The organism is Nonomuraea cavernae, from assembly GCF_040655715.1.
Lineage (GTDB): Bacteria > Actinomycetota > Actinomycetes > Streptosporangiales > Streptosporangiaceae > Nonomuraea > Nonomuraea cavernae_A.
The window spans coordinates 74,146-95,933 of record NZ_JBFAKL010000017.1 but is presented as its reverse complement, the minus strand read 5'-3'; the positions used below and the strand labels follow the sequence as shown (position 1 = coordinate 95,933).

The following is a 21,788-nucleotide window of genomic DNA, read 5'->3' as shown; positions in this document are numbered from 1 at the left end:
ACCATAGGAAGAGTCCATGTCAACGAGCTACGGAAAATTGTTTCATCTTCGTTTCCTGATCCGGTGTAAATTTTCAGGCGAGCTGGACGACCCTGCCCGCGTCGACCCTGAGCCGCCGATCGACCTGGACGGCGTCGAGCATTCTGCGGTCGTGCGTGACCAGCAGCAGCGTGCCCGGATAGCTCGCCAGGGCCGACTCCAGCTGCTCGATGGCCGGCAGGTCGAGATGGTTGGTCGGCTCGTCGAGCACCAGCAGGTTGACCCCTCTGGCCTGCAGCAACGCCAGGGCCGCGCGGGTCCGCTCGCCGGGTGACAGGGTCGAGGCGGGCCGCAGCACATGGCCGGCCTTCAGCCCGTACTTCGCCAGCAGTGTCCGCACGTCGGCGGGCGCCAGCTCGGGCGTGTGCCGCGCGAACGCCTCCAGCAACGGCTCGTCGCCCTCGAACAGCCGCCTCGCCTGGTCGACCTCGCCGACCACCACGCCGGGCCCGAGCGCGGCGTGCCCCTCGTCCAGCGGGGTGCGGCCCAGCAGCGCGCCCAGCAGCGTGGTCTTGCCCGAGCCGTTGGCGCCCGTGATCGCCACCCGGTCGGCCCAGCCGATCTCGAGGTCGACCGGGCCCAGCGTGAACGTGCCGCGCCTGACCACCGCGCCGCGCAGCGTCGCCACGACCGCCCCCGAGCGTGGCGCGGCGGCGATCTCCATCCGCAGCTCCCACTCCTTGCGCGGCTCGTCGACGACCTCCATCCGCTCGATCAGCCGCTCGGTCTGGCGGGCTTTGGCTGCCTGCTTCTCGGTGGTCTCGACGCGCAGGTTGCGGCCGATCTTGTCGTTGTCGGTGGCCTTGCGGCGGGCGTTCTTCACGCCCTTCTCCATCCAGGCGCGCTGGGTGCGGGCGCGGGTCTCCAACTGGGCGCGGGTGCCGGCGTACTCCTCGTACTGCTCGCGGGCGTGCCTCCTGGCCACCTCCCGTTCCTCCAGGTAGGCCTGGTAGCCGCCGCCGAACAGGCTGACGCGCTGCTGCGCCAGGTCGAGCTCCAGCACCTTGGTGACGGTCCTGGCCAGGAACTCGCGGTCGTGGCTGACCAGCACGGTGCCGGCCCGCAGGCCGTTGACGAAGCCCTCCAGCCGGTCGAGCCCGTCGAGGTCGAGGTCGTTGGTCGGCTCGTCGAGCAGGAAGAGGTCGTAGCGGCTGAGCAGCAGTGAGGCAAGCCCGGCGCGGGCCGCCTGGCCGCCGGACAGCGAGGTCATCGGCTGGTCGAGGCCCACGGCCAGGCCGATCTCCTCCGACCGCTCCTCCAGGTCGGCGCCGCCCAGCGAGAGCCAGCGTTCGAGCGCCAGGCTGTAGGCGTCGTCGGCGCCCGGCCGCTCCTCCACCAGCGCCTGGGTGGCCTCGTCGAGGTCGCGCTGCGCCCGCGCGACACCGGTGCGCCTGGCCAGGAACTCCCTGACGCTCTCGCCCGGCCGGCGGTCGGGCTCCTGCGGGAGGTGGCCCACCGTGGCGGTCGGCGGGCTCAGGCGTACGGTGCCGTGCTCGGGCCGGTCGAGACCGGCCAGCAGGCGCAACAGGGTGGACTTGCCCGCGCCGTTGGCCCCCACGAGCCCGATCACGTCGCCGGGGCTCACCACCAGATCGAGGCCGGAGAACAGGACCCGCTCGCCGTGACCTGCCGCGAGATCCTTCACCACCATGGTCGCGCTCATGGTCTCCGATGCTAGGTCACCTTGCCGTTAGGGTTGGCCGATGTCCCGCCTGCCAGTCGCCGCCGCCGCCGTCCTCACGATCGTGGCCGGGCTCGGCGTGCGGGCCCTGTGGGACGGGCCCGTCGTGAAGTACGCGGGCGACGCGCTCTACACATTCCTGATTTATGCCCTTATCGTGCTCGTCTGGCGACATATTCGGCCGATTGTCGCCGCGCTAGCGTCGACCGGGCTGAGCTGGGCGATCGAGTTCGCCCAGCTCGCCGAGATCCCCTCGATCCTGCGGCCGATCCTCGGCAGCACGTTCAACCCACCCGACCTGTTCTGGTACGCCGTGGGAGCCGCCGCGGCGTGGGCCGGACACACCCTGCATACAACGCGACCCCCCGGAAAGGGGGAGGAGGACATCCATCCCACAAGGGGGAATCCAGATGATGCAGGGAAAGACGATCGCGTTCCTCGTCGCCCCTGAAGGCGTCGAGCAGGTGGAGCTCACCGAGCCGTGGAAGGCGATCAAGCAGGCCGGCGGCACGCCCAAGCTGATCTCCACCAGCTCCGGCCGGATCCGCGGCTTCAACCACCTCGACCGCGGCGACACCTTCGCCGTGGACGCCACGGTCGACGAGGTGTCGGCGGCCGAGTTCGACGGCCTGGTCCTGCCGGGCGGGGTGGCCAACCCCGACTTCCTGCGGACGGTGCCCGAGGCGGTGCGGTTCGTGGGTGACTTCTTCGAGGCGGGCAAGCCGGTGGCCGCGATCTGCCACGCGCCGTGGACCCTGATCGAGGCCGACGTGGTGCGCGACCGCATGGTCACCTCCTGGCCGAGCCTCCAGACCGACCTGCGCAACGCGGGCGCCAACTGGGTGGACCGGGAGATCGTCGTGTGCACGGCGGGCCTCAACGTCCTGGTCACCAGCCGAAAGCCGGACGACCTCAAGGCGTTCTGCCAGGGGGCGATCGACGCGTTCAGCCAGTGACCGCTCCGGGGCCCCTCACCGGCCCCGGATATCCCCTCATTTCAGATGATGTATCGCAGGTCGCAGGAAACCCGCTTGTAACGCCTTGCTCTTAGGATCGGAAAGGTCTAGATGTAGACCAAATAGTGAGTTCTCCACGCCCCCCAGGGAGCCTCATGACCACCGAAGAGGATTCCAGGCGACTCGCCGAGCTCGGCTACAAGCAAGAGCTGGCCCGCACCTGGAGCGGATTCTCCAACTTCGCGATCTCCTTCTCCATCATCTCGATCCTCGCCGGGTGCTTCACCACCTTCGGTCAGGCCTGGAACAACGGCGGCCCCATCGCCATCTCATGGGGCTGGCCGCTGATCTCCGTCTTCATCCTGATCATCGGTTTCTGCATGTCGGAGCTGGTCTCCGCCTACCCGACCGCCGGCGGCATCTACTGGTGGGCCGCCAAGCTGGGCAAGCCGATCCACGGCTGGTTCACCGGCTGGCTCAACCTGATCGGCCTCATCGCGGTCACCGCGTCCGTCGACTACGGCTGCGCGACGTTCCTCAACATCACGCTCTCCCGGCTGACCGGCGGCGCCTGGGAGGGCACGCTGCCCCAGGCGTTCCTGCTGTTCGTGATCGTGCTGGGGCTCCACGCGCTGATCAACATCTTCAGCCACCGGCTCATCTCGTTACTGCAGAACATCTCGGTCTGGTGGCACGTGGCCGGTGCCACGGCCATCGTGGGCATCCTGATCTTCGCGCCCAGCGACCACCAGTCGCTCGGGTTCGTCTTCACCGAGACGATCAACAACTCCGGGTTCGGCGACGGTGACGGCGGCCTGCCGTTCTGGCTGTACGTGCTGCCCCTCGGCTTCCTGCTGACGCAGTACACGATCACCGGCTTCGACGCGTGCGCGCACGTGTCGGAGGAGACCCAGGGAGCCGCCACCTCGGCGGCCCGCGGGCTCTGGCAGTCGATCTTCTACTCGGCCATCGGCGGCTGGATCCTGCTGCTCGCGTTCCTGTTCGCCGCGACGAACGTCGACGCGATCAACGAACAGGGGGGCTTCGTCGGCGCGATCTTCGAGACGGCGCTCTCCTCTCCGCTGGCGACCGCGGTCTTCGCGATCTCCACGATCGGCCAGTTCTTCTGCGGCATGAGCTGCGTGACCTCGATGTCGCGGATGACGTACGCGTTCTCCCGTGACGGGGCCGTGCCCGGCTGGCGGATCTGGTCGAAGATCGACCGTAACCGGACCCCGGTCAACGCCATCCTCGCGGGCTGCGCGGTGGCGGCGCTGATCACCCTGCCCGCGCTCTACGCCCCGGCCGGGACGACCACCCCGGTCGCCTTCTACGCCGTGGTGTCGATGGCGGTCATCGGCCTCTACCTGGCCTTCCTCATCCCGATCTGGCTCAGGCTGAAGATGGGCGACGACTTCGTCCCCGGCCCGTGGACGCTGGGCAAGAAATATCGCGTGCTGTGCTGGATCGCGTGCGTGGAGATCGTGATCGTCTCGGTCTACTTCGTCATGCCGTTCTCGCCCGCCGGTGTCCCCGGCAACGAGGACTTCACCTGGACCTCGGTCAACTACGCGCCGATCGCGGTGGGGGTGGTGCTGATCGGCATCGCCCTGTGGTGGGCGCTGTCGGCCCGCCACTGGTTCACCGGTCCCCGCCGCACGATCGACGACGCGCCCGTCCCCTGACGACCGCCAAGCAGAGGGGTACGCCTCCCGTACCCCTCTGCTGGCAAACTGCTAGCGCGGGGGCATGGCAACGCTCTATCGCCCTCGCCGAAGCACTCGAGTGTCCCCTCTACACCTGCGACGGCAAGCTGACCGGCAGCGCGCACGATGCCGAAGTGCGGGTGTTTCCGCGCGACTAGGTCAGGACGCCTCGAAGGAGGCGGCCACGGCGACGCGGACGGAGTCCAGCGCGGCTTCGCCGACCTCCCGCTTGAGCGAGGTCATGTCGACGTCGGGCATGCCGCACGCCACCGCCCACTGCCAGGGGTCCAGGTCGCCGTCGACGTTGAGCGCGAAGCCGTGGCTGGTGACGCCGCGGCTCTGGCGCATCCCGATCGACACGATCTTGCGCCCGCTCCCGGTGGTCCAGACGCCGGTCAGCAGCTCGGAGCCGGGCGGGGTGTCGCGGCGCTCGGCGGCGAGGCCGAGCGCGCCCAGCGCCTCGATCAGCCGGAGCTCCACCTCACGCACGTAGTCGACGATCCGCTCCTCATCACCCAGCTTCACGATCAGGTAGCCGACCAGCTGGCCGGGACCGTGGTAGGTGAGCTGGCCCCCGCGGCCGGTCTCGACCACGGGGATGCCGCGCGACGGGTCGGGCAGGTGCGCCTGCGGTGTGCGGCGCCCGATGGTGTAGACCGACGGGTGGCTGAGCAGCCAGAGGGTGTCCGGCCGTTCGTCTCGCTGGCGCTCGCCGACGAGGTCGGCCATGCGCTCCATCGCCTTGTCGTAATCGACCAGCTCATCCTGGATGAGCGTCAGCGGCCTTGCCTTCATGCTTCGAGGATAGAACGCGTCAGTACTTCTTCGGCTCCTCGGGGACGAGGACCCACATGACGACGTAGACGACCCACATCGGGCCGGGGAACAGGGAGAGGATCAGCCAGAGGATCCGGACGAGGGTCGGCGGCAGGCCCATCTTGTCGGCGAGGCCGCCGCAGACGCCGGCCAACATCCTGTGCTCGCGAGAGCGGTACATCGTTTCCTCCGTGTGGTTCGCAGCTACCTGAACAACGGGCGGGCTGACCACACCTATCCCGCTAGGAACCCTGAGAAAACCCCGACAGGGTCAGCCAGTCACGGGCCGCCACGAGGTGTTCGCTGGTCAGGCCGCGGTTGGGCTCGATGGGAATGAGCAGAAAATCGCTCAAACCCTGACACTCCCTGAGATACTTCTCATCCTCCCAGCGCACCTGATCGTCGAACCAGACGAACGGCCTGTCGCCGACGTACGCCCCCACGTGCCGGGTCTTGAACATCTCGCCCAGCTCGCTGCCGTCGTCGGACCCCAGGGGCACGACCGGGAGCTCCGGCAGGCCGACGCGGGGCGCGATCCACTCGTTGGCGTGGTGCTCCCAGGTGGTGGCCCAGGCCAGCTCGGCTCCCGTGAGCAGGGCCAGCTCCAGCAGCCTGACGCCGTGCCTGGAGTTGAGGTGGACGGTGTAGCCGACGCCGTCGACCGTGCATCTGTAGCGCCTGAAGCCAGGACCGGGCGATCCGAAGGGGTTGAGCACCCCGTCGACGTCCACCAGCAGCAACGGCTTCACCTGTCGGCTCCCGCCCGGTGCTCCCGCGGGCTGATCCCGCGCACCCTCTTGAAGGCGGCACTGAGCGCGAACGGACTGCCGTAACCCACCTTCCTGGCCACCGAGCCTATCGTGGCGCCCGGTTCGCGCAGCAGGTCGGCGGCCAGAGCCAGCCGCCAGTCGGTGAGGAACGCCATCGGCGGCTCGCCCACCAGCTCGGTGAAACGCCGGGCCAGCGAGGCCCGCGAGACTCCCACCTCGGCGGCCAGCGCGGCGACCGTCCACGGGTGGGCGGGATTGTTGTGCAGCATCCGCATGGCCCTGCCCACCATCGGATCGCTCATCGCGTGATACCAGCCGGGCGCCTCGCGGGCGGCGAACCACGACCGGAGCACGGTGATGAGCAGCAGGTCGAGCAGCCGGTCGAGGACCGCCTCCTGTCCCGGCTCATCCCTGACCACCTCGGCGCCGAGCAGCGAGATGACCGGGCCGCCCGGCTCGACCAGCAGCGCCGGCAGGGCCTCCAGCAACCGCCGGGTGATCTCCCCTTCCAGCTGGTAGGTGCCGGTGATCATCACCGTGCCGCCGTCGGAGGAGTTGCCCCAGGTGCGCACGCCGAGGTCCATCGCCTGGTACAGCGACTCGCCGTCGAGCGTGGTGCAGCGCTCGCCGGGGTGGATGACGATCTGCGGCGGCGTGGCGGGGTCGTCGGCGACGACGTACGGCTCGGGTCCACGCATGATCGCGACGTCGCCCTGACCGACGCGCACCGGGTCACCGGAGCCGGGCGTCACCCAGGCGACGCCCCGGGTCATCGCCACCAGCGTCAGCGGCGCCTCGTCCTGGATCCGCAGCGACCAGGGCGGATCCAGGATCGAACGCAGCAGGAAGGCGCCACGGGCGCGGGGCCCGTCGAGGAGTGCGGCCAACCGGTCCATGGGTTAGACGATTGCATATGGCATTGCGCTTCTCAACCATGGATAGTCTCGCGGCCGTCCGGCTTACTGGGGACATGACAACTTTGGTGCTGGGCGGCACGGGCAAGACCGGCCGCCGGGTGACTGACCGGCTCACCGCTCTCGGCCTGCCCGTACGGGTGGGTTCGCGCTCCGCCGAGCCGCCCTTCGACTGGGCCGACCGCGACGGCTGGGCGGCGGTCCTGCGCGACGTCGACGCGGCCTACCTGACCTACTATCCCGACCTGACCTTCCCCGGCGCGCTCGACGACATCCGCGCGTTCGCCTCGCTCGCCGTCCGGAGCGGGGTCAGGCGGCTGGTCCTGCTCTCCGGCCGGGGTGAGTCGCTGGCCGAGGCCGCCGAGCAGGCCGTCCGGGAGTCGGGGGCCGAGTGGACGATCGTCCGGTGCGGCTGGTTCATGCAGAACTTCAACGAGGGCTACCTGCTGGAGCCCGTGCTCGACGGCGTCATCGCGCTGCCCGCCGGCGACGTCGCCGAGCCGTTCGTGGACGTGGACGACATCGCGGACGTCGCCGTGGCCGCGCTCACCGGGCCGGAGCACGCGGGCCGGCTCTACGAGCTGACCGGGCCGCGGCTGATGACGTTCGCCGACGTGGCGGACGAGCTGTCGAAGGCGACCGGCAGGCAGATCGCCTACCTGCCGGTGACGGCCGGAGAGTACGCGGCGGCGGCGGCCGAGCACGGCGTGCCCGAGGCCGAGATCGGCCCGCTGACCACGCTCTTCACCGAGATCCTCGACGGCCGCAACGCCTACCTGGCCGACGGCGTGCGCGAAGCGCTCGGCCGCCCCGCACGGGACTTCGCCGACTTCGCCCGCGACGCCGCGGGGGCCTGGACCGTGGCCGCGCGCGACGTGTCAGGCGGCGACCGCGCCTAGCGATACCCGGCTGTCCCCTCCGCGTTCACTTTCCGGCCCCCTGAGTCCGCTACCCTCACCTCGTCACTTCAGGGCTCGTGGAAGGTGCGCTCGTGATCGGCTGGTTCGAAGCGGTGATCCTGGGGCTCGTCCAAGGGCTCACGGAGTTCCTGCCGATCTCCTCCAGCGCCCACATCCGGGTCGTCTCGGCGTTCTTCGGCTGGCAGGACCCGGGCGCCGCCTTCACGGCGGTCATCCAGCTCGGCACCGAGACGGCCGTGCTGATCTACTTCCGCCGCGAGATCTGGGAGATCCTCTCCACCTGGACCCGCTCCCTGTGGACTCCCGCGCTGCGTTCCCACCACGCGGCCCGCATGGGCTGGTACGTCATCGTCGGCAGCCTGCCCATCGGCGTCCTCGGTCTGGTGTTCAAGGACCAGATCGAGGGTGTCTTCCGCGACCTGCGCCTGGTCGGCACCACGCTCGTGGTGTTCGCCCTGATCCTCTGGTTCGCCGACCGCAGGGCCCGCGACACGCTCACGCTGGAGAAGCACCTCGGCTTCAAGCACGCCATCGGGTACGGCTTCGCGCAGTCGCTCGCCCTCATCCCCGGTGTCTCCCGCTCGGGCGGCACCATCACGGCCGGCCTGCTGCTCGGCTACCGCCGGCAGGACGCGGCCAGATACTCGTTCCTGCTGGCCATTCCCGCCGTGCTGCTGTCGGGCCTGCTGGAGCTCAGCCAGATCGGTGAGGGCCCGGCCCCGGCGTGGGGGCCGACGATCGTGGCCACGGTCATCTCGTTCGTCGTCGGCTACGCGGCCGTCGCCTGGTTCCTGAAGTACATCAGCACCCACCGGTTCACCGGCTTCGTGTTCTACCGCATCGCCCTCGGCCTCTTCGTCATCCTCGCGGTGACCCTGGGCTGGATCCCGGCCCAGGGCTGACGCGGGCTATCCGATCGGCGACGGGGCCGGGACCGCTCGTGCGGGCGCCGCCTCCCGCCGGTAGGTCGCCAGCGTGAAGAGCAGCGCGACCAGGCAGAACCCGGTGGACAGCGCGATCACGCCCGCCCTGCCGTACCAGTCGAGGGCCAAGCCTCCGGCGACGCCCGCCACGAACAGCCCGACGTACTGCGCGGAGGAGAGCAACCCGAGCCCGACGGGGACGTTGCCGGGCACGGCCGCGACGGTCCGATACTGCTGGGCCGGGGCGATCAGCCAGCCGAGCACGCCCCACAGGAACGCCCACACCAGCCCGACGGGCAGCGCCAGGTTCGCGACGGGGATCAGTGCCGTGGCCATGGTGCCCGCGGCCAGCCCGATCAGCACCATCCGCCGCGGCCCGAACCTGTCGGTGAGCCTCCCGCCCACCTGGTTGCCGACGACGCCGCCGAGCCCCCAGGCCCACAGGATGGCGGTCAGCGGCAGGTCCAGCAGCGACCCGATGTAGGTGTAGGCGGTGAAGGCGCCCGCGAACACCAGCAGCTGGGTGCCCAGCACCAGCAGCACCTTCCGATCCCCCAGCGGCATGAACCGCTCACGCAGCCGTGCCGTGGCGGCGGTCGCGACGTCGGGCACCACGGCCGCGACCCCCGCGAAGCCGAGCACGCCGAGCCCGGCGACCAGCCAGAGCGTGGCCCGCCAGCCCGACACGTCGCCCAGCCAGGTGCCGAGCGGCACCCCGATCGCGGACGAGACGGCCAGTCCGCCCATCACCAGGGCCAGCGCGCGTCCCCGCCGCTCGGGCGGGCTCAGCGCGGTCGCCACTCCGGACGCCGTCGGCGTGAACATCGCCGCTCCCGCCGCCGCGATCACCCTGGTGGCCAGAACCAGCGGGTACGTGGGCGCGAGCGCGGACAGGACGTTGCCCACCACGAAGACCGCGAGCGCGATCAGCAACAGCCTCCGGCGCGACAGGCGGGCGGTCAGCGCGGCCAGCAACGGCGACAACACCGCGTACGCCAGGGCGAAGACGGTCATCAACTGGCCCGCGGCCGACAGCGAGATGCCAAGGTCGCCGGAGATCGGCGTGAGGAGTCCGGCAGTGACGAACATGCCGGTACCGATGGCGAAATTTCCTAGCGCAAGCGGATAGAGCCGGGGATTCACGTAGCCTCCGGAAATAAAGTTGGATATGCATCAAACTGACGTATAGTTGGATGCATGTCAAACAGTTAGACGGAGGTATCGTCGAACCATGCGCCTGCTCCCGCATCCGGCCACGGAGGACATCCAGCTCACCGAGGTGCTCAAGGCGCTGTCCGATCCCGTACGCCTGCTGGTCGTCGGCAGACTGGCCGCGCACGGCGAGATGACGTGCTCCACCGCCGGCGACGATCTGGGCGTCCACAAGTCGACCGCGTCCCACCACTACCGCATGCTCCGGGAGGCCGGAGTGATCATGTCCAAGCAGGAGGGCCGGAAGAAGTACATCAGCCTGCGCCGCGACGACCTCGACGCGCGCTTCCCCGGCCTGCTCGACTCGGTGCTGACCGCGGCGCATGAGCCCGTCTGACCGCCCGCCCATCCGTCCGCCCGTCGGTCCACCCATCCGCCCGCCCGTGGGTCCGCCCGACCGGCTGCCCATCCACGACGTCCTGCCGCGGCTGCTCGCCGAGCTCGACCGGCACGGCACCGCGGTGCTGACCGCCCCGCCGGGCACGGGCAAGACGACGGTCGTGCCGCTCGCCCTGGCCGAGGCGGGCCTGCGGGTGCTGGTCGCCGAGCCGCGCCGGCTGGCCGTACGGGCCGCGGCCAAGCGGATGGGCGTCAGCTACACGATCAGGGGCGAGCGCCGGGTGGGCGCCAACCCCTTGGTCGAGGTCGTCACCACCGGCGTCCTGCTCCAGCGGCTGCAGCGGGATCAGGAGCTGGCCGGGGTGGACGTGGTGCTGCTCGACGAATGCCACGAACGCCATCTCGACGCCGACACCGCGCTCGCGTTCCTGCTGGACGTCCGTGACACGCTCCGGCCCGACCTGCGCCTCCTCGCCACCTCGGCCACCGCCGACGCCCTCCCCTGGGCCCGCCTCCTCGGCGCCAACGCCGCCAGCCGGCCGCCCGCGTCCGAGGCCGGCGTGGCGCCGATCGTCAGTGCGACGGGAGCGACGCATCCCGTCGAGGTCGTGTGGGCGCCGCCCGCCCGGCCGGTCGCGCCCCCGCACGGGCTGCGCGTCGATCCCGCGCTGCTGTCCCACGTCGCCCAGGTCGTCCGCCGGGCGCTCGCCGAGCGGCAGGGCGACGTGCTGTGCTTCCTGCCCGGCGTCGGAGAGATCGCCAGGGTGGCCGGGATGCTCGGCGACGTCGAGGTCCTCCAGGTGCATGGCCAGGCCCCGGCCCGAGTCCAGGACGCCGTGCTGTCCCCCGGCTCGGCGCGCCGGGTGGTGCTGGCCACGTCGGTGGCCGAGTCGAGCCTGACCGTGCCCGGCGTCCGGGTGGTCGTCGACTCGGGACTGGCCAGGGAACCGCGCACCGACCACGCCCGCGGGCTCGGCTCACTCACCACGGTCCGCGTCTCCAAGTCGTCCGCCACCCAGCGCGCCGGCCGGGCCGGCCGCGAGGCACCCGGGACCGTCTACCGCTGCTGGCCGGAAGCCGAGCACGAGCGCCTGGCCGACCACGCGCGACCGGAGATCGCGCTCGCCGACCTGACCGGGTTCGCGCTCCAGGCGGCCTGCTGGGGCGTCCCCGGCGCCGAGGGTCTCGCCCTGCTCGACCCGCCCCCACCCGCCGCTCTCGCCGCCGCCACCCGCACCCTGCACGCTCTGGGCGCCCTGGAAGACACCTCCAGCGGAGGCGCCCGCGTGACCGGGCGCGGCCGGCGTATGGCACGGGCCGGGGTCCATCCCCGCCTGGCCAGGGCACTCATCGACGCCGGGCCGCGCGCCGCCGAGGTGGTCGCCCTGCTGTCCGAACCCCTGCCCCGCGAGGCCGGCGACGACCTCGTCGAGATCTGGCGCGCGGCCCGCCGGGGCAACGACGCCTTCGCCGCCCGCTGGCGCCAGGAGGTCACCCGGCTGCGGCGTACGGCACCCATACCTGACACCCGGCCGACAGGCGCGGACGTACGGACGAAGGCGGCGGAAGCCACCGGCACGACAGGCGCGACGCCGGGCCCGGCGGCCGGGACGACCGGAACGGCGGGCGAGCGGTCGGCGGATGACACGCTGGCCGGGCTGGTCGTGGCGCTGGCCTTCCCCGAGCGGGTGGCGCGCAGGCGCGGCGGCGGATATCTGATGGCGTCGGGCACCGAGGCGCAGCTCGCCCAGGGGTCGAGGCTGGGGTCGGCGCGCTGGCTGGCCGTCGCGGTCGCCGACCGGCCCACGGGCTCGGCGTCGGCCCGCGTCCGGCAGGCCGTGGAGATCGACGAGGAGACCGCGCGGCAGGTCCTACCGGTCACCGTCGAGGAGGAGGTGGCCTGGCGGGTCCCGCCGGGCGAGCGGCGCGGCGACGTCTCGGCCCGCGTGGTGGAGCGGCTCGGCGCGATCGAGCTGTCGTCCGCCCCGCTGAAGGACGCCGACGTGCGCGAGGCCGTCCTGACCGGCCTGCGCACCGAGGACGTGCTGACCTGGACGAAGGAGGCGCTGGCCGTGAGGGACCGGCTGGCGTTCTGCCATCGCGCGCTCGGCGACCCGTGGCCCCCGATGGACTCACTCGCCGGCCTGGCCGACCGCTGGCTCGAACCCGAGCTGTCCCGGGCCCGCCGCCGGGCCGACCTGGAGCGCATCGACGTGGCGTCGGCGCTGCGGCGGCTGGTCCCCTGGAGCGAACGCCTGGAGGAGGTCGCGCCGGAGCGCGTCGAGGTCCCGACCGGCTCCCGGATCCGCGTCGACTACTCGGGCGAGCAGCCGGTGCTGGCGGTGAAGCTGCAGGAGCTGTTCGGCTGGGACGAGGCGCCGCGGATCGCCGGGGTGCCGCTGCTGATCCATCTGCTCTCCCCAGCGGGGCGCCCGGTGGCGGTCACGGCCGACCTCGCGTCGTTCTGGCGCGACGGCTACCGTTCGGTCCGCGCGGAACTGCGTGGCCGCTACCCCAAGCATCCCTGGCCGGAGGACCCCCTCACCGCCGTACCCACCCGGCGCGTGAAGCGGGCCCTCCGCTGAGGTTCGCGCACCACCTCGCCACCGAACGGAACGGACCGTATGAGCGTCGTCGAGGCCGCCCGCAACAACGCCGAGTGGTGCGAGGCGGTGTGCCGGACACACGGGATCGCGGGCACCTTCGGCTCGCGTGCCTGGACCAGCCCGGTCAGGACGCCCCTTTACTACCCGGACGCCGTCACCCTGTCCCCTGACGCGACGGCGGGCGACGTGCTCGACGCCGTCGACCAGGGCCCCGGCGCGTCGGTGAAGGACAGCTTCGCCACGCTCGACCTGCGCCCGGCGGGGTTCGAGGTGCTGTTCGAGGCCCAATGGATCCACCGCCCCGCTCCCCACCGGAAGGCCACGGACGGCCGCACGGAGCGCAGGCCCGGCCAGGAGACCGGACGCGGGCTCGTGGAGGTCGTCGTGTGGGAGGTGGTCCGCGACCCGGCCACGCTCGCCGCCTGGGAGCGCGCCTGCTTCTCCGGCGAAGACCCCGGCGAACCCCGCGACGAAGGCCCCGGCGAGGACCCCGGTGAGAGCCATGACGAGGGCCCCGGCGAGGACCGCGGCCTGTTCCGGCCCGGCCTGCTGATCAGGCCCGGCCTCGCGGTGCTGGCCGGCCGGCTCGGCGGCGAGTTGGTGTGCGGCTCGGTGCTCAACCTGAGCGGCCGGGTAGCCGGCGTCTCCAACGTGTTCGCCCACGGCTGCGCGGAGGACACCGCGTGGGCCGGCACGGTCGCCCTGGCCGCCGAGTTGTTCCCCGGTCGCGCGCTGGTCGGCTACGAGGGTGACGTGACGGCCGCCGTCAGGCAGGGCTTCGCCCCGATCGGCCCCCTCAGGGTGTGGCTGAAGGCCTGACCGCTCGCCGGCGGATCGCGGGGAATTCCGTGCGCACTGGACGGACCTCTGTGGCTATCATGGTGATATCACCCCGATAGCAAGGAGTTGCGATGGAACGACGTGCTTTCCGACTGAACGGGTTCCTGGTCCTGCTCGTTCTGCTGGTGCTGGGCGGCGCGGCGGCGGCGATCCGGCTTGAGGTCCTCGGCACCGAGTGGGCCGTGCTCGGCGCGTGGGGCGTGCTCGTCGCGCTGGTCGCCAGCGGGTTCACGGTCGTCAACCCGAACGAGGCGAAGGTGGTGCAGTTCCTCGGCCGTTACGTAGGGTCGATCTCCGACGCCGGCTTCCAGTGGCTGCTGCCGTTCACCACCAGGCACAAGGTCACCCTGCGGGTGCGCAACTTCGAGACGGCCAAGCTCAAGGTCAACGACGCCGACGGCAGTCCGGTCGAGATCGCCGCGGTGGTCGTCTACAAGGTGACCGACACGGCCAAGGCCGCGTTCGCGGTCGACGACTACGAGCAGTACATCGCGATCCAGTCGGAGGCGGCGGTCCGCCACCTGGCCACCACGCACCCCTACGACTCCCACGAGTCCGAGCGCACCAGCCTGCGTGACGGCGCCGAGGTGGCGACCGAGCTGACCACCGAGCTGCGCGACCGCACCGAGCTGGCGGGCATCGAGGTGATCGAGGCCCGCATCACGCACCTGGCCTACGCGCCGGAGATCGCCCAGGCCATGCTGGTCCGCCAGCAGGCCGGCCAGATCGTGGCCGCGCGCACGCGGATCGTCGAGGGCGCGGTGGGCATGGTGCAGCTCGCGCTCGACCGGCTGGCCGCCGAAGGCGTCGTCGAGCTGGACGAGGAGCGCAAGGCGCAGATGGTGTCCAACCTCCTGGTCGTGCTGTGCGGCGACCGGGCGACCCAGCCGGTGGTGAACGCCGGCAGCCTCTATGCCTGAGCGCGAAGGCGAGCCCGCGGACTCCGAGTCGCCCCCGGCGGGGCCGAAGGCTCGCAAGAAGCTCCTGCTCCGGCTGGACCCGGCCGTCTACGACGCGATCGCCAAGTGGGCGGCCGACGACCTGCGCAGCGTCAACGCGCAGATCGAGTACGCGCTGCGCCTCGCGCTGAAGCAGGCCGGACGGGATCCTCGCAACCAACGGTGAAAACCTGCACACTTCTAGGCATGCTGTGGGCAGGCAGGTCCGCTGTCGAGATCGCGACGGCCGTGCGCCAGGGAGAGGTCACGGCCGTCACCGTCGTCGAGGAGCACCTTCACGCGATCGCCGAGCGCGATCCGCGAGTGGGGGCGTTCCGCCTGGTCAGGGAACGAGCCGTGGCCGAGGCGCAGGCCCTGAGCAAACGACGTGACCTGGCCGACCTGCCCCTCGCCGGGGTGCCCGTGGCGGTCAAGGACAACCTGGAGGTCGCGGGCGAGGCCACGCGCGGCGGCTCCACCGCCACGGCCGAGGCGCCCGCGCGGCGCGACCACGAGACGGTCGCCCGGCTGCGCGCGGCCGGCGCGGTGGTGGTCGGCCTGACCAACCTGCCCGAGCTGGGGCTCGTCGCCTTCGGCGACAGCGCCTACGGCACCGTGCGCAATCCCTGGAACCCGTCCCGTACGGCGGGCGGCTCGTCTTCGGGCAGTGCGGCGGCCGTGGCGGCCGGGATGGTGCCGATCGCCCTCGGCAACGACGGCATGGGCTCACTGCGCATCCCGGCGGCCTGTTGCGGCGTGTTCGCCGTCAAGCCGGGCACCGGCCTGGTTCCGCCCCCGTCGAACGACTGGCACGGCCTCACCGAGAACGGCCCGCTGGCCGCCCGCGTCGCCGACCTGGCGCTGACCCTCTCGGTGCTGGCGGCCGACCCGACGCTGTCCGAGGCGTGGCGCGGCGGCGCGCGGATCGAGCCGGCGCCGCGGATGCTGCGTTCGGTCTGGGCCGACGACGACGAGATGTGGGAGCCCCAGCCGCCTCCGTCCGGCCCCGAGCCGTTCGATCTGCGGGTGGCCTACGCCCCGCAGCCGCTGCCCGCCGGGCTGCCGATGGACGGGGAGTTCCAGGCCGCCGTACGAGGCGCCGCCGAGACGCTCCGTGTCGCCGGGCACACGATCGTCGAGCATGACCGCCGGCTGCCGTTCTGGCTGGGCCCCGCCACGGTCGCCACCTGGCTCGCGCGGGCCGCCGAGGCGGCCGACGGGCTCGACCGCGGCCGCCTCGAACGCCGCACGCGCGCCCTCTCCCGTGGCGGCCGGGTGCTGGCCAAGCTGAGCCTCGACGGGGAGCGGAGCCGCGAACGCTGGCAGAGCTACGGCGCCGATCAGTGGTTCGGCGACGCCGACGTGCTCATCACGCCCGCCCTGGCCGCCGTCCCGCCGAGGGCCGACGGCTGGGGCCGCCGTGGCCTGGCGCGCAACGTGCTGGCCAACGTCAGGTACGCCCCCGTCACCGGGCCGTGGAACATGTGCGGCTGGCCCGCGCTGGCCGTGCCGATCGCCACCCACTCCAGCGGGCTGCCGATCGGGGTGCAACTCGTCGCCCCGCCCGGCGGCGAGCCGCACCTGCTGGGCCTGGCCGCCCAACTGGAGGCGGCCCACCCACTCGTCCGTCCGCCCGGCTTCGCCTACTGAGCCCGCCGGCCCGGCAACGACGACGGCCGCCGGTGGCAGGGCCATCTCATCGGCCGCCTCGATCCAATCCGACACGCCCGACGCACGGCCCCACGCCAGCCGCTGACATGTTCCGCCTTTGAGTCGACTTTGAGAGTAGCCTTCCTGTGTCACCATCCTCAAAGGAGGCTCAAAGCATGGAACCAGTGATCCGCGCGCTGGAAGCCGTCTTGGGGGGCACGAAGGCCAGTAAGTGCGAGAGCGAGCGCCTGGACTTCAAGGAGGCCAAGGCCAATCTCAAGGAGGCATTCAACGACCTCGCCGAAGCCGCCGTTTGCTTCGCGAACGCGAGCGGCGGCTACATCGTGGTCGGAGTCTCAGATTCCGGTGCCGGCGGTGACGCATTCGTCGGATGCCAGCTTGACCCTCACCTACTCAGGAGCAGGATTCACCAGCTCACCAGCCCAGGTCTGCTCGTAGACGTCACCCGCCTCGAGTTCGCCGGCACGAGCCTCGTCGTCATAACGGTGCCGGAAGGACTGGAGGTCCACTCCACCACGAAGGGGTATGCCTACCAGCGCATCAACGACGAGTGCCTTCCCATGAGGCCTCTTGACATCAGCCGTCTGACTGAAGAGCGGCGAGGGCTGGACTGGTCGGCAACGAGCAGCGGTCGATCACCCGAGGAGATCGACCCACTGGCGCTCAGGCACTGTCGGCGGCTTCTCCAGAATTCCTCGGACGCGGCCCGTCAATCATACGGAAAACTCTCCAACATCGATCTCCTTCGCGCAATGAAGGTAGTCGGCGACGATGGTCACCTGAATCGCGCCGGAGAAATGCTCCTCTGCTCCGACTCGGCCTCCACGCCCGCCGACCTCGCGGTGTACCAACATCGTCGCACACAGGCCGGAGAGGCAGACGCTATTCTCAGAATGCAGTCTCCCTTGGTGCTCGCTTTCGAAGAACTACTTCAGGCCGTGCGGACCCGGCAAGGAATAACTCCACTCACTCTTGCGGACGGACAGCAAATCCAGATCGAAGATTATCCGTCGGCGGCTTTTCGCGAGGCTGCTGCCAACGCATTCATCCATGGCGACTGGAGAATGAAAGCCCCGGTCTACGTTGAGCATTCCGCAGAGTATCTCAGAATCTCTTCTCCTGGCCCGCTGGTCAGCGGAATAACCGTCCACAATATCCTGACCAAGGGTTCGCGCGCGCGATACCCCACCCTGGCCGCCGCCTTTCGCCTGCTCGGACTCGCCGAGGAAGTCGGTCAAGGCGTAGACCGCATGTTCCGCGAAATGATCAGGTCAGGACGTGAGGCTCCTACGATCACCGAGGACCGCGATCAGGTCACGGTGCTGTTCCGAGGCCAACCACCCAACACGAAAATCGCGCGATTCCTGACAACCCTCCCTCCGGACGAACGGGAGGATACGGATACGCTGCTGATCATCCGCACCCTGTGTCGCAAACGGACAGTCAACGCAGCGGAGATGGCGCCGGTAATCCAACGCTCCAGCGAAGAGGCGCAGGCCAGTCTCTTTCGATTGTCCACCAACCCGGTGGATATTCTGGAACCGACCCGAGGGACAATGCGTCGCAGCTTTCCATCTTATCGCCTACGCGGAGAAGTGATCGCGCGACTGGGCGCGGCGGTCACCTACCACAGCCGCGCCGTGGATGAAATCGACCGCAAGGTGATCGAGCACCTCGAAGACTACGGCGAGGTGAACAACCGAACCATTCAGCGGCTGTTCGATGTCGATGTCTACCAATCTCGCGACATTCTACGCGACCTGGTCGGGAGAGAGATAATAACGCGGATATCCGAGCAGAAGAGAGGCACAGCCGTCCGATACGGGCCCGGCCCCGCCTTTCCTAAGAAGAAGGGCAGAGCGCAGAAAAGGAGCCCTCGCACGCAGACTCGCCACGACGACCCGCTCTTCTAGTACATCCGCGAATCGTCCTGGGGGGGACACCACACCCACCCATGAGTGGTGGGTGTGGTGCACACCGGCCGCCGGCGGGAGATGAGACGTCAGGCCCCTCGCGGATGCCAGACGGTCTTGGTCTCCAGGAAGCGGGTCATCCGGGTGAGGCCCGGATCGGCCGCCCAGTCGGGCGAGGAGGGCCGCAGGACCCGCTTGAGGTTCTCGGCCGCCGACTGCTCGCACCGCAGCGCCAGGTCGGTGTCCTCGACGCCGGTCAGGTCGAGCCCGTTGACGTCCATGTGGGCCGCGAGCCAGGGCGCCAGCTCCTCCTGCCGGCCGGTGAGCACGTTGACGACGCCGCCGGGCAGGTCGGAGGTGGCCAGCACCTCCGCCAGGGTGATCGCCGCCAGGGGCGACGGCTCGGAGGCGATGACCACGCACGTGTTGCCCGTCACGATCACTGGCGCGACGACCGAGATCAGCCCCAGCAGCGGATCGGCGGGGGCGACGACGGCCACGACGCCGGTCGGCTCGGGCGAGGAGAGGTTGAAGTAGGGGCCCGCGACCGGGTTGGCGGTGCCGCGGACCGAGGCGATCTTGTCGGACCAGCCCGCGTACCAGACCAGCCGGTCGACGGTGGCGTCGACCGCCTCCAGCGCCGCCTTGCGGCCCGTGCCCAGCTCCTCGGCGAACTGCGCGCGGCGGCCCTCCAGCATCTCGGCGACGCGGTAGAGGATCTGCCCGCGGTTGTAGGCCGTGGCTCCCGACCAGCCGGGGAACGCCTTGCGGGCCGCCACCACGGCGTCGCGGGCGTCCTTGCGCGAGGCCCGCGAGGCGTTGGCGAGGAAGTCTCCCTTGGGCGAGGTCACGGCGTAGGACCTCCCACTCTCCGAGCGAGGGAAGGCCCCGCCGATGAACAGCTTGTAGGTCTTGCGAACGGCCAGCCTACTCATCGCCGCGCCCCCTCCACATGATCTCCTGCGACATCTGCACCGGCACGAACACCTGGCCGCACCGGCTCACGCCACAGCGGTGGGCGTACCAGCCGGTGCGGACCGGACGTCCGGCGCGGGCGAAGGCGTGGCCCCGGGTGGCCTGGTAGCGGCGGATCCGGCGACGGCCGCGTCGATGGTCACACATCAAGGTAGGCCTCCAACCCGAGCAGCCCGCCCTCACGGCCGTACCCCGACTCCTTGTAGCCACCGAACGGCGACGCGGGGTCGAACCGGTTGAAGGTGTTGGCCCAGACGACTCCGGCGCGCAGCCGGTCGGCCATCCACAGGATCCGGGAGCCCTTCTCGGTCCAGATCCCGGCGGACAGGCCGTACGGCGTGTTGTTGGCCTTCTCCACGGCCTCGGCGGGGGTGCGGAAGGTCAGCACCGACAGCACGGGACCGAAGATCTCCTCGCGCGCGATCCGGTGCGACTGCGCCACGCCGGTGAACAGGGTCGGCGGGAACCAGTAGCCCCTGTCGGGCAGCTCGCAGGCGGGCGACCAGCGCTCAGCGCCCTCCTGCTCGCCGATCTCGCTGAGCGAGCGGATCTTGGCCAGTTGCTCGGCCGAGTTGATCGCGCCGATGTCGGTGTTCTTGTCGAGCGGGTCGCCGAGCCGCAGCGTGCCGAGACGGCGCTTCAGCGCGGTCAGCAGCTCGTCCTGGATCGACTCCTGCACCAGCAGCCGGGAGCCCGCACAGCACACGTGCCCCTGGTTGAAGAAGATGCCGTTGACGATGCCCTCGACGGCCTGGTCGATGGCGGCGTCCTCGAACACGATGTTCGCGGCCTTGCCGCCCAGCTCCAGGGTGAGCTTCTTGTCGGTGCCGGCGACGGTGCGGGCGATGACGCGGCCCACCTCGGTGGAGCCGGTGAAGGCCACCTTGTTGACGTCGGGATGGGCGACCAGGGCGGCCCCCGTCTCGCCGGCGCCGGTGACGATGTTGACGACGCCGGGCGGCAGGCCGGCCTGCACGCAGATCTCCGCGAACAGCAGCGCGGTCAGCGGCGTCGTCTCGGCCGGCTTGAGCACGACCGTGTTGCCGCAGGCCAGCGCGGGCGCGATCTTCCAGGCCAGCATGAGCAGCGGGAAGTTCCACGGGATGACCTGCCCGGCCACGCCGAGCGGCCGGGGATCGGCCCCGAACCCCGCGTATCCCAGCTTGTCGGCCCAGCCCGCGTAGTAGAAGAAGTGGGCCGCGACCAGCGGCAGGTCGACGTCGCGCGACTCGCGGATGGGCTTGCCGTTGTCGAGGGTCTCGAGCACGGCCAGCTCACGGGCCCGCTCCTGGATGAGGCGGGCGATGCGGAACAGGTACTTGGCTCGCTCGGAGCCGGGCAGCGCGCTCCAGCCGCCGAAGGCCTTCCTGGCCGCCTGGACCGCCCGGTCGACGTCGTCGGAGGACGCGCTCGCGATGTCGGCCAGCTTCTCCTCGGTCGCGGGGTTCACGGTCTTGAAGGAGGTCGCGGAGCCGTCCACGAACTCACCGTCGATGAACAGCCCGTACGACGGACTGAGATCGACGATGTCGCGCGACTCAGGCGCCGGTGCGTATTCGAACGCCGGCGCGTGTTTGAACATCGCCATCATCAGTCCAGGGTGAAGTAGCTAGGCGTCACGCCTGCCAGCCTAGACGGTCATATCGACTGCTTCGAGGGCACATCAAGCGCCCACGATGTCAAGGTGACGTCAGCGCCGCCGGGCGGGCCCGCCGTTCTTGTCCGACCAGGGCACTCGGCGGAGTCGACGGGGTCAGCGTGACACGCCGACGATCACGCGACTCCGACCTGAGCACCCTGGCGGCCCCCCTTCGGAAAAGGTCGCCGCCCCTGAGACAGTCAAGTCCGAGCCTCCTCTCCGGGCAATCGTGAAGGGGAGAAGAGCTCATCTCGTACGGTGATCACCAGAGGGCGGCCACTGGCACACGTCGAGGCGGTGATGAGGTCGGTGAGACGCCTGGCGATGCCGCGCGCGGACACCGGCCAGGCCCGCTGACTCGGCGCGTTCGCTCACTGCGGGAAGGCATCTATCGGGCAGGTGGATCATGGGCTCGGCCTGGGTGGGTCGGCCCGGGCGAGCCGGGCAGAGTTAGCGACTGCGCCTGTAGGCGAAGGCCGGCCGTCTCGTGCCAGCCGGTGAGCTTGAGCAGGCGTCGTACCTGCGGGGAGGGTGACCGCATGGTCAGGATGTGGCCGCCGCGGAGACCGACGGCGGCGATGACCAGGGTGCGTAGGCCGCCGACGTCGCAGAAGACCAGGCCACTGAGATCGACGGAGAAGCTGCCACGGCCCGACATCGAGGCCAGCGCGAGGGGCAGGGCGGGCAGCGTGGCGCGGTCGAGTTCGCCCTCGATCCGCAGACCCGCGAGGTCGACGAGCGGCGTGATACGCAGGAGTGGGCCGGTGGTCCTGATGGGTGTGAGATCGCCGGGCGGGTCTGCGGTGTTCATGCTGGCTCCTGCGGATGGGAAGTACGGGCAACGTGGCCGGAAGGGTGAGGCGGTCAGGAACGCGATCGTCGGGGCGGGCGTGAGCGGAGCAGTCAGGTGCGGTGACGTGATCGTCCAAT

General features: G+C 70.5%; 22 protein-coding genes. 12 read left to right on the top strand and 10 right to left on the bottom strand.

Annotated features, from left to right (window positions below; all coding sequences use genetic code 11):
* Positions 1-73 precede the first annotated feature (73 nt).
* Positions 74-1,702, bottom strand: coding sequence for an ABC-F family ATP-binding cassette domain-containing protein (locus AB0I38_RS24355; protein ID WP_358471751.1), 1,629 nt, complete (start codon positions 1,700-1,702; stop codon positions 74-76).
* Between the two features lie 40 nt (positions 1,703-1,742).
* Between AB0I38_RS24355 and AB0I38_RS24350 the strand changes: the two genes are divergently transcribed.
* The 3 genes from AB0I38_RS24350 (at position 1,743) to AB0I38_RS24340 (ending at position 4,361) form a co-directional block, all read left to right on the top strand.
* The gene (locus tag AB0I38_RS24350; protein WP_358471749.1) at positions 1,743-2,171 is read left to right on the top strand and encodes a DUF2809 domain-containing protein; all 429 of its coding nucleotides are present in this window, start codon (positions 1,743-1,745) and stop codon (positions 2,169-2,171) included.
* Entirely contained in the window at positions 2,131-2,676 is a 546-nt protein-coding gene (locus AB0I38_RS24345) for a type 1 glutamine amidotransferase domain-containing protein (RefSeq protein WP_358471747.1), read from the top strand. Before AB0I38_RS24350 ends, AB0I38_RS24345 begins: the two co-directional genes overlap by 41 nt.
* 155 nt (positions 2,677-2,831) lie before the next feature.
* The gene (locus AB0I38_RS24340) at positions 2,832-4,361 is read left to right on the top strand and encodes an amino acid permease (protein ID WP_358471745.1); all 1,530 of its coding nucleotides are present in this window, start codon (positions 2,832-2,834) and stop codon (positions 4,359-4,361) included.
* 180 nt (positions 4,362-4,541) lie between these two features.
* Here the strand turns inward: AB0I38_RS24340 and lipB are convergent, their stop codons facing one another.
* The 4 genes from lipB to AB0I38_RS24320 all read right to left on the bottom strand — a co-directional run bounded on the left by lipB (position 4,542) and on the right by AB0I38_RS24320 (position 6,864).
* Complete coding sequence (lipB, locus tag AB0I38_RS24335; protein WP_358471743.1) at positions 4,542-5,177, bottom strand: lipoyl(octanoyl) transferase LipB; 636 nt, start codon at positions 5,175-5,177, stop codon at positions 4,542-4,544.
* 19 nt (positions 5,178-5,196) lie between these two features.
* Entirely contained in the window at positions 5,197-5,379 is a 183-nt protein-coding gene (locus AB0I38_RS24330) for a PspC domain-containing protein (protein WP_189124486.1), read from the bottom strand.
* A 61-nt stretch (positions 5,380-5,440) separates the two neighbouring features.
* Positions 5,441-5,947, bottom strand: coding sequence for an HAD domain-containing protein (locus tag AB0I38_RS24325; protein WP_358471741.1), 507 nt, complete (start codon positions 5,945-5,947; stop codon positions 5,441-5,443).
* Positions 5,944-6,864: an AraC family transcriptional regulator gene (locus tag AB0I38_RS24320; RefSeq protein WP_358471739.1), complete on the bottom strand. Its 921-nt coding sequence runs from the start codon at positions 6,862-6,864 to the stop codon at positions 5,944-5,946. Before AB0I38_RS24320 ends, AB0I38_RS24325 begins: the two co-directional genes overlap by 4 nt.
* 74 nt (positions 6,865-6,938) lie before the next feature.
* Between AB0I38_RS24320 and AB0I38_RS24315 the strand changes: the two genes are divergently transcribed.
* Positions 6,939-7,781 carry an NAD(P)H-binding protein gene (locus AB0I38_RS24315; protein ID WP_358471737.1) on the top strand — a complete coding sequence of 281 codons (843 nt, stop codon included), beginning with the start codon at positions 6,939-6,941 and terminating at the stop codon, positions 7,779-7,781.
* Positions 7,782-7,873: 92 nt separating this feature from the next.
* Entirely contained in the window at positions 7,874-8,704 is an 831-nt protein-coding gene (locus AB0I38_RS24310; RefSeq protein WP_358471735.1) for an undecaprenyl-diphosphate phosphatase, read from the top strand.
* Between the two features lie 6 nt (positions 8,705-8,710).
* Here the strand turns inward: AB0I38_RS24310 and AB0I38_RS24305 are convergent, their stop codons facing one another.
* The gene (locus tag AB0I38_RS24305) at positions 8,711-9,868 is read right to left on the bottom strand and encodes an MFS transporter (protein WP_358471733.1); all 1,158 of its coding nucleotides are present in this window, start codon (positions 9,866-9,868) and stop codon (positions 8,711-8,713) included.
* A gap of 88 nt (positions 9,869-9,956) precedes the next feature.
* On the opposite strand from AB0I38_RS24305, the gene AB0I38_RS24300 reads away from it, so the two are divergent.
* From AB0I38_RS24300 to AB0I38_RS24270, 7 genes are all read left to right on the top strand, one after another.
* Complete coding sequence (locus AB0I38_RS24300; protein WP_358471732.1) at positions 9,957-10,274, top strand: ArsR/SmtB family transcription factor; 318 nt, start codon at positions 9,957-9,959, stop codon at positions 10,272-10,274.
* Positions 10,275-10,320: 46 nt separating this feature from the next.
* Complete coding sequence (hrpB, locus tag AB0I38_RS24295; protein ID WP_358471730.1) at positions 10,321-12,861, top strand: ATP-dependent helicase HrpB; 2,541 nt, start codon at positions 10,321-10,323, stop codon at positions 12,859-12,861.
* A 39-nt stretch (positions 12,862-12,900) separates the two neighbouring features.
* Positions 12,901-13,701 (top strand): hypothetical protein, encoded by an 801-nt coding sequence (locus AB0I38_RS24290; RefSeq protein ID WP_358471728.1) that lies wholly within the window; start codon positions 12,901-12,903, stop codon positions 13,699-13,701.
* Between the two features lie 92 nt (positions 13,702-13,793).
* Positions 13,794-14,642 (top strand): SPFH domain-containing protein, encoded by an 849-nt coding sequence (locus tag AB0I38_RS24285; RefSeq protein WP_358471726.1) that lies wholly within the window; start codon positions 13,794-13,796, stop codon positions 14,640-14,642.
* Positions 14,635-14,847 carry a hypothetical protein gene (locus tag AB0I38_RS24280; protein WP_358471724.1) on the top strand — a complete coding sequence of 71 codons (213 nt, stop codon included), beginning with the start codon at positions 14,635-14,637 and terminating at the stop codon, positions 14,845-14,847. The genes AB0I38_RS24285 and AB0I38_RS24280 overlap by 8 nt, the downstream gene beginning before the upstream one ends.
* Positions 14,848-14,867: 20 nt before the next feature.
* Complete coding sequence (locus AB0I38_RS24275; protein ID WP_358471722.1) at positions 14,868-16,310, top strand: amidase; 1,443 nt, start codon at positions 14,868-14,870, stop codon at positions 16,308-16,310.
* Between the two features lie 176 nt (positions 16,311-16,486).
* A complete protein-coding gene (locus AB0I38_RS24270) occupies positions 16,487-18,244 on the top strand; it encodes an RNA-binding domain-containing protein (protein WP_358471720.1) in 1,758 nt (585 codons plus the stop codon).
* Between the two features lie 89 nt (positions 18,245-18,333).
* On the opposite strand, the gene AB0I38_RS24265 is transcribed toward AB0I38_RS24270, so the two are convergent.
* The 4 genes from AB0I38_RS24265 to AB0I38_RS24250 all read right to left on the bottom strand — a co-directional run bounded on the left by AB0I38_RS24265 (position 18,334) and on the right by AB0I38_RS24250 (position 21,669).
* On the bottom strand, positions 18,334-19,179 hold the full coding sequence (locus AB0I38_RS24265; protein WP_358471718.1) for an aldehyde dehydrogenase family protein: 846 nt from the start codon (positions 19,177-19,179) through the stop codon (positions 18,334-18,336).
* Positions 19,172-19,366: a hypothetical protein gene (locus tag AB0I38_RS24260; RefSeq protein WP_358471716.1), complete on the bottom strand. Its 195-nt coding sequence runs from the start codon at positions 19,364-19,366 to the stop codon at positions 19,172-19,174. Before AB0I38_RS24260 ends, AB0I38_RS24265 begins: the two co-directional genes overlap by 8 nt.
* Positions 19,359-20,801: an aldehyde dehydrogenase family protein gene (locus tag AB0I38_RS24255; protein WP_436838775.1), complete on the bottom strand. Its 1,443-nt coding sequence runs from the start codon at positions 20,799-20,801 to the stop codon at positions 19,359-19,361. The genes AB0I38_RS24260 and AB0I38_RS24255 overlap by 8 nt, the downstream gene beginning before the upstream one ends.
* Before the next feature lie 445 nt (positions 20,802-21,246).
* Positions 21,247-21,669: an STAS domain-containing protein gene (locus tag AB0I38_RS24250; protein ID WP_358471712.1), complete on the bottom strand. Its 423-nt coding sequence runs from the start codon at positions 21,667-21,669 to the stop codon at positions 21,247-21,249.
* Positions 21,670-21,788: the final 119 nt, after the last annotated feature.

Coding starts and splice junctions, on each gene's coding strand:
- AB0I38_RS24320 (WP_358471739.1), bottom strand. CDS start 6,864: ATGGACCGGTTGGCCGCACTCCTCGACGGGCCCCGCGCCCGTGGCGCC.
- AB0I38_RS24345 (WP_358471747.1), top strand. CDS start 2,131: ATGATGCAGGGAAAGACGATCGCGTTCCTCGTCGCCCCTGAAGGCGTC.
- AB0I38_RS24330 (WP_189124486.1), bottom strand. CDS start 5,379: ATGTACCGCTCTCGCGAGCACAGGATGTTGGCCGGCGTCTGCGGCGGC.
- AB0I38_RS24260 (WP_358471716.1), bottom strand. CDS start 19,366: ATGTGTGACCATCGACGCGGCCGTCGCCGGATCCGCCGCTACCAGGCC.
- AB0I38_RS24250 (WP_358471712.1), bottom strand. CDS start 21,669: ATGAACACCGCAGACCCGCCCGGCGATCTCACACCCATCAGGACCACC.
- AB0I38_RS24255 (WP_436838775.1), bottom strand. CDS start 20,801: ATGTTCAAACACGCGCCGGCGTTCGAATACGCACCGGCGCCTGAGTCG.
- lipB (WP_358471743.1), bottom strand. CDS start 5,177: ATGAAGGCAAGGCCGCTGACGCTCATCCAGGATGAGCTGGTCGATTAC.
- AB0I38_RS24350 (WP_358471749.1), top strand. CDS start 1,743: ATGTCCCGCCTGCCAGTCGCCGCCGCCGCCGTCCTCACGATCGTGGCC.
- AB0I38_RS24280 (WP_358471724.1), top strand. CDS start 14,635: ATGCCTGAGCGCGAAGGCGAGCCCGCGGACTCCGAGTCGCCCCCGGCG.
- AB0I38_RS24270 (WP_358471720.1), top strand. CDS start 16,487: ATGGAACCAGTGATCCGCGCGCTGGAAGCCGTCTTGGGGGGCACGAAG.
- AB0I38_RS24290 (WP_358471728.1), top strand. CDS start 12,901: ATGAGCGTCGTCGAGGCCGCCCGCAACAACGCCGAGTGGTGCGAGGCG.
- AB0I38_RS24300 (WP_358471732.1), top strand. CDS start 9,957: ATGCGCCTGCTCCCGCATCCGGCCACGGAGGACATCCAGCTCACCGAG.
- AB0I38_RS24340 (WP_358471745.1), top strand. CDS start 2,832: ATGACCACCGAAGAGGATTCCAGGCGACTCGCCGAGCTCGGCTACAAG.
- AB0I38_RS24315 (WP_358471737.1), top strand. CDS start 6,939: ATGACAACTTTGGTGCTGGGCGGCACGGGCAAGACCGGCCGCCGGGTG.
- AB0I38_RS24275 (WP_358471722.1), top strand. CDS start 14,868: ATGCTGTGGGCAGGCAGGTCCGCTGTCGAGATCGCGACGGCCGTGCGC.
- AB0I38_RS24355 (WP_358471751.1), bottom strand. CDS start 1,702: ATGAGCGCGACCATGGTGGTGAAGGATCTCGCGGCAGGTCACGGCGAG.
- AB0I38_RS24285 (WP_358471726.1), top strand. CDS start 13,794: ATGGAACGACGTGCTTTCCGACTGAACGGGTTCCTGGTCCTGCTCGTT.
- AB0I38_RS24265 (WP_358471718.1), bottom strand. CDS start 19,179: ATGAGTAGGCTGGCCGTTCGCAAGACCTACAAGCTGTTCATCGGCGGG.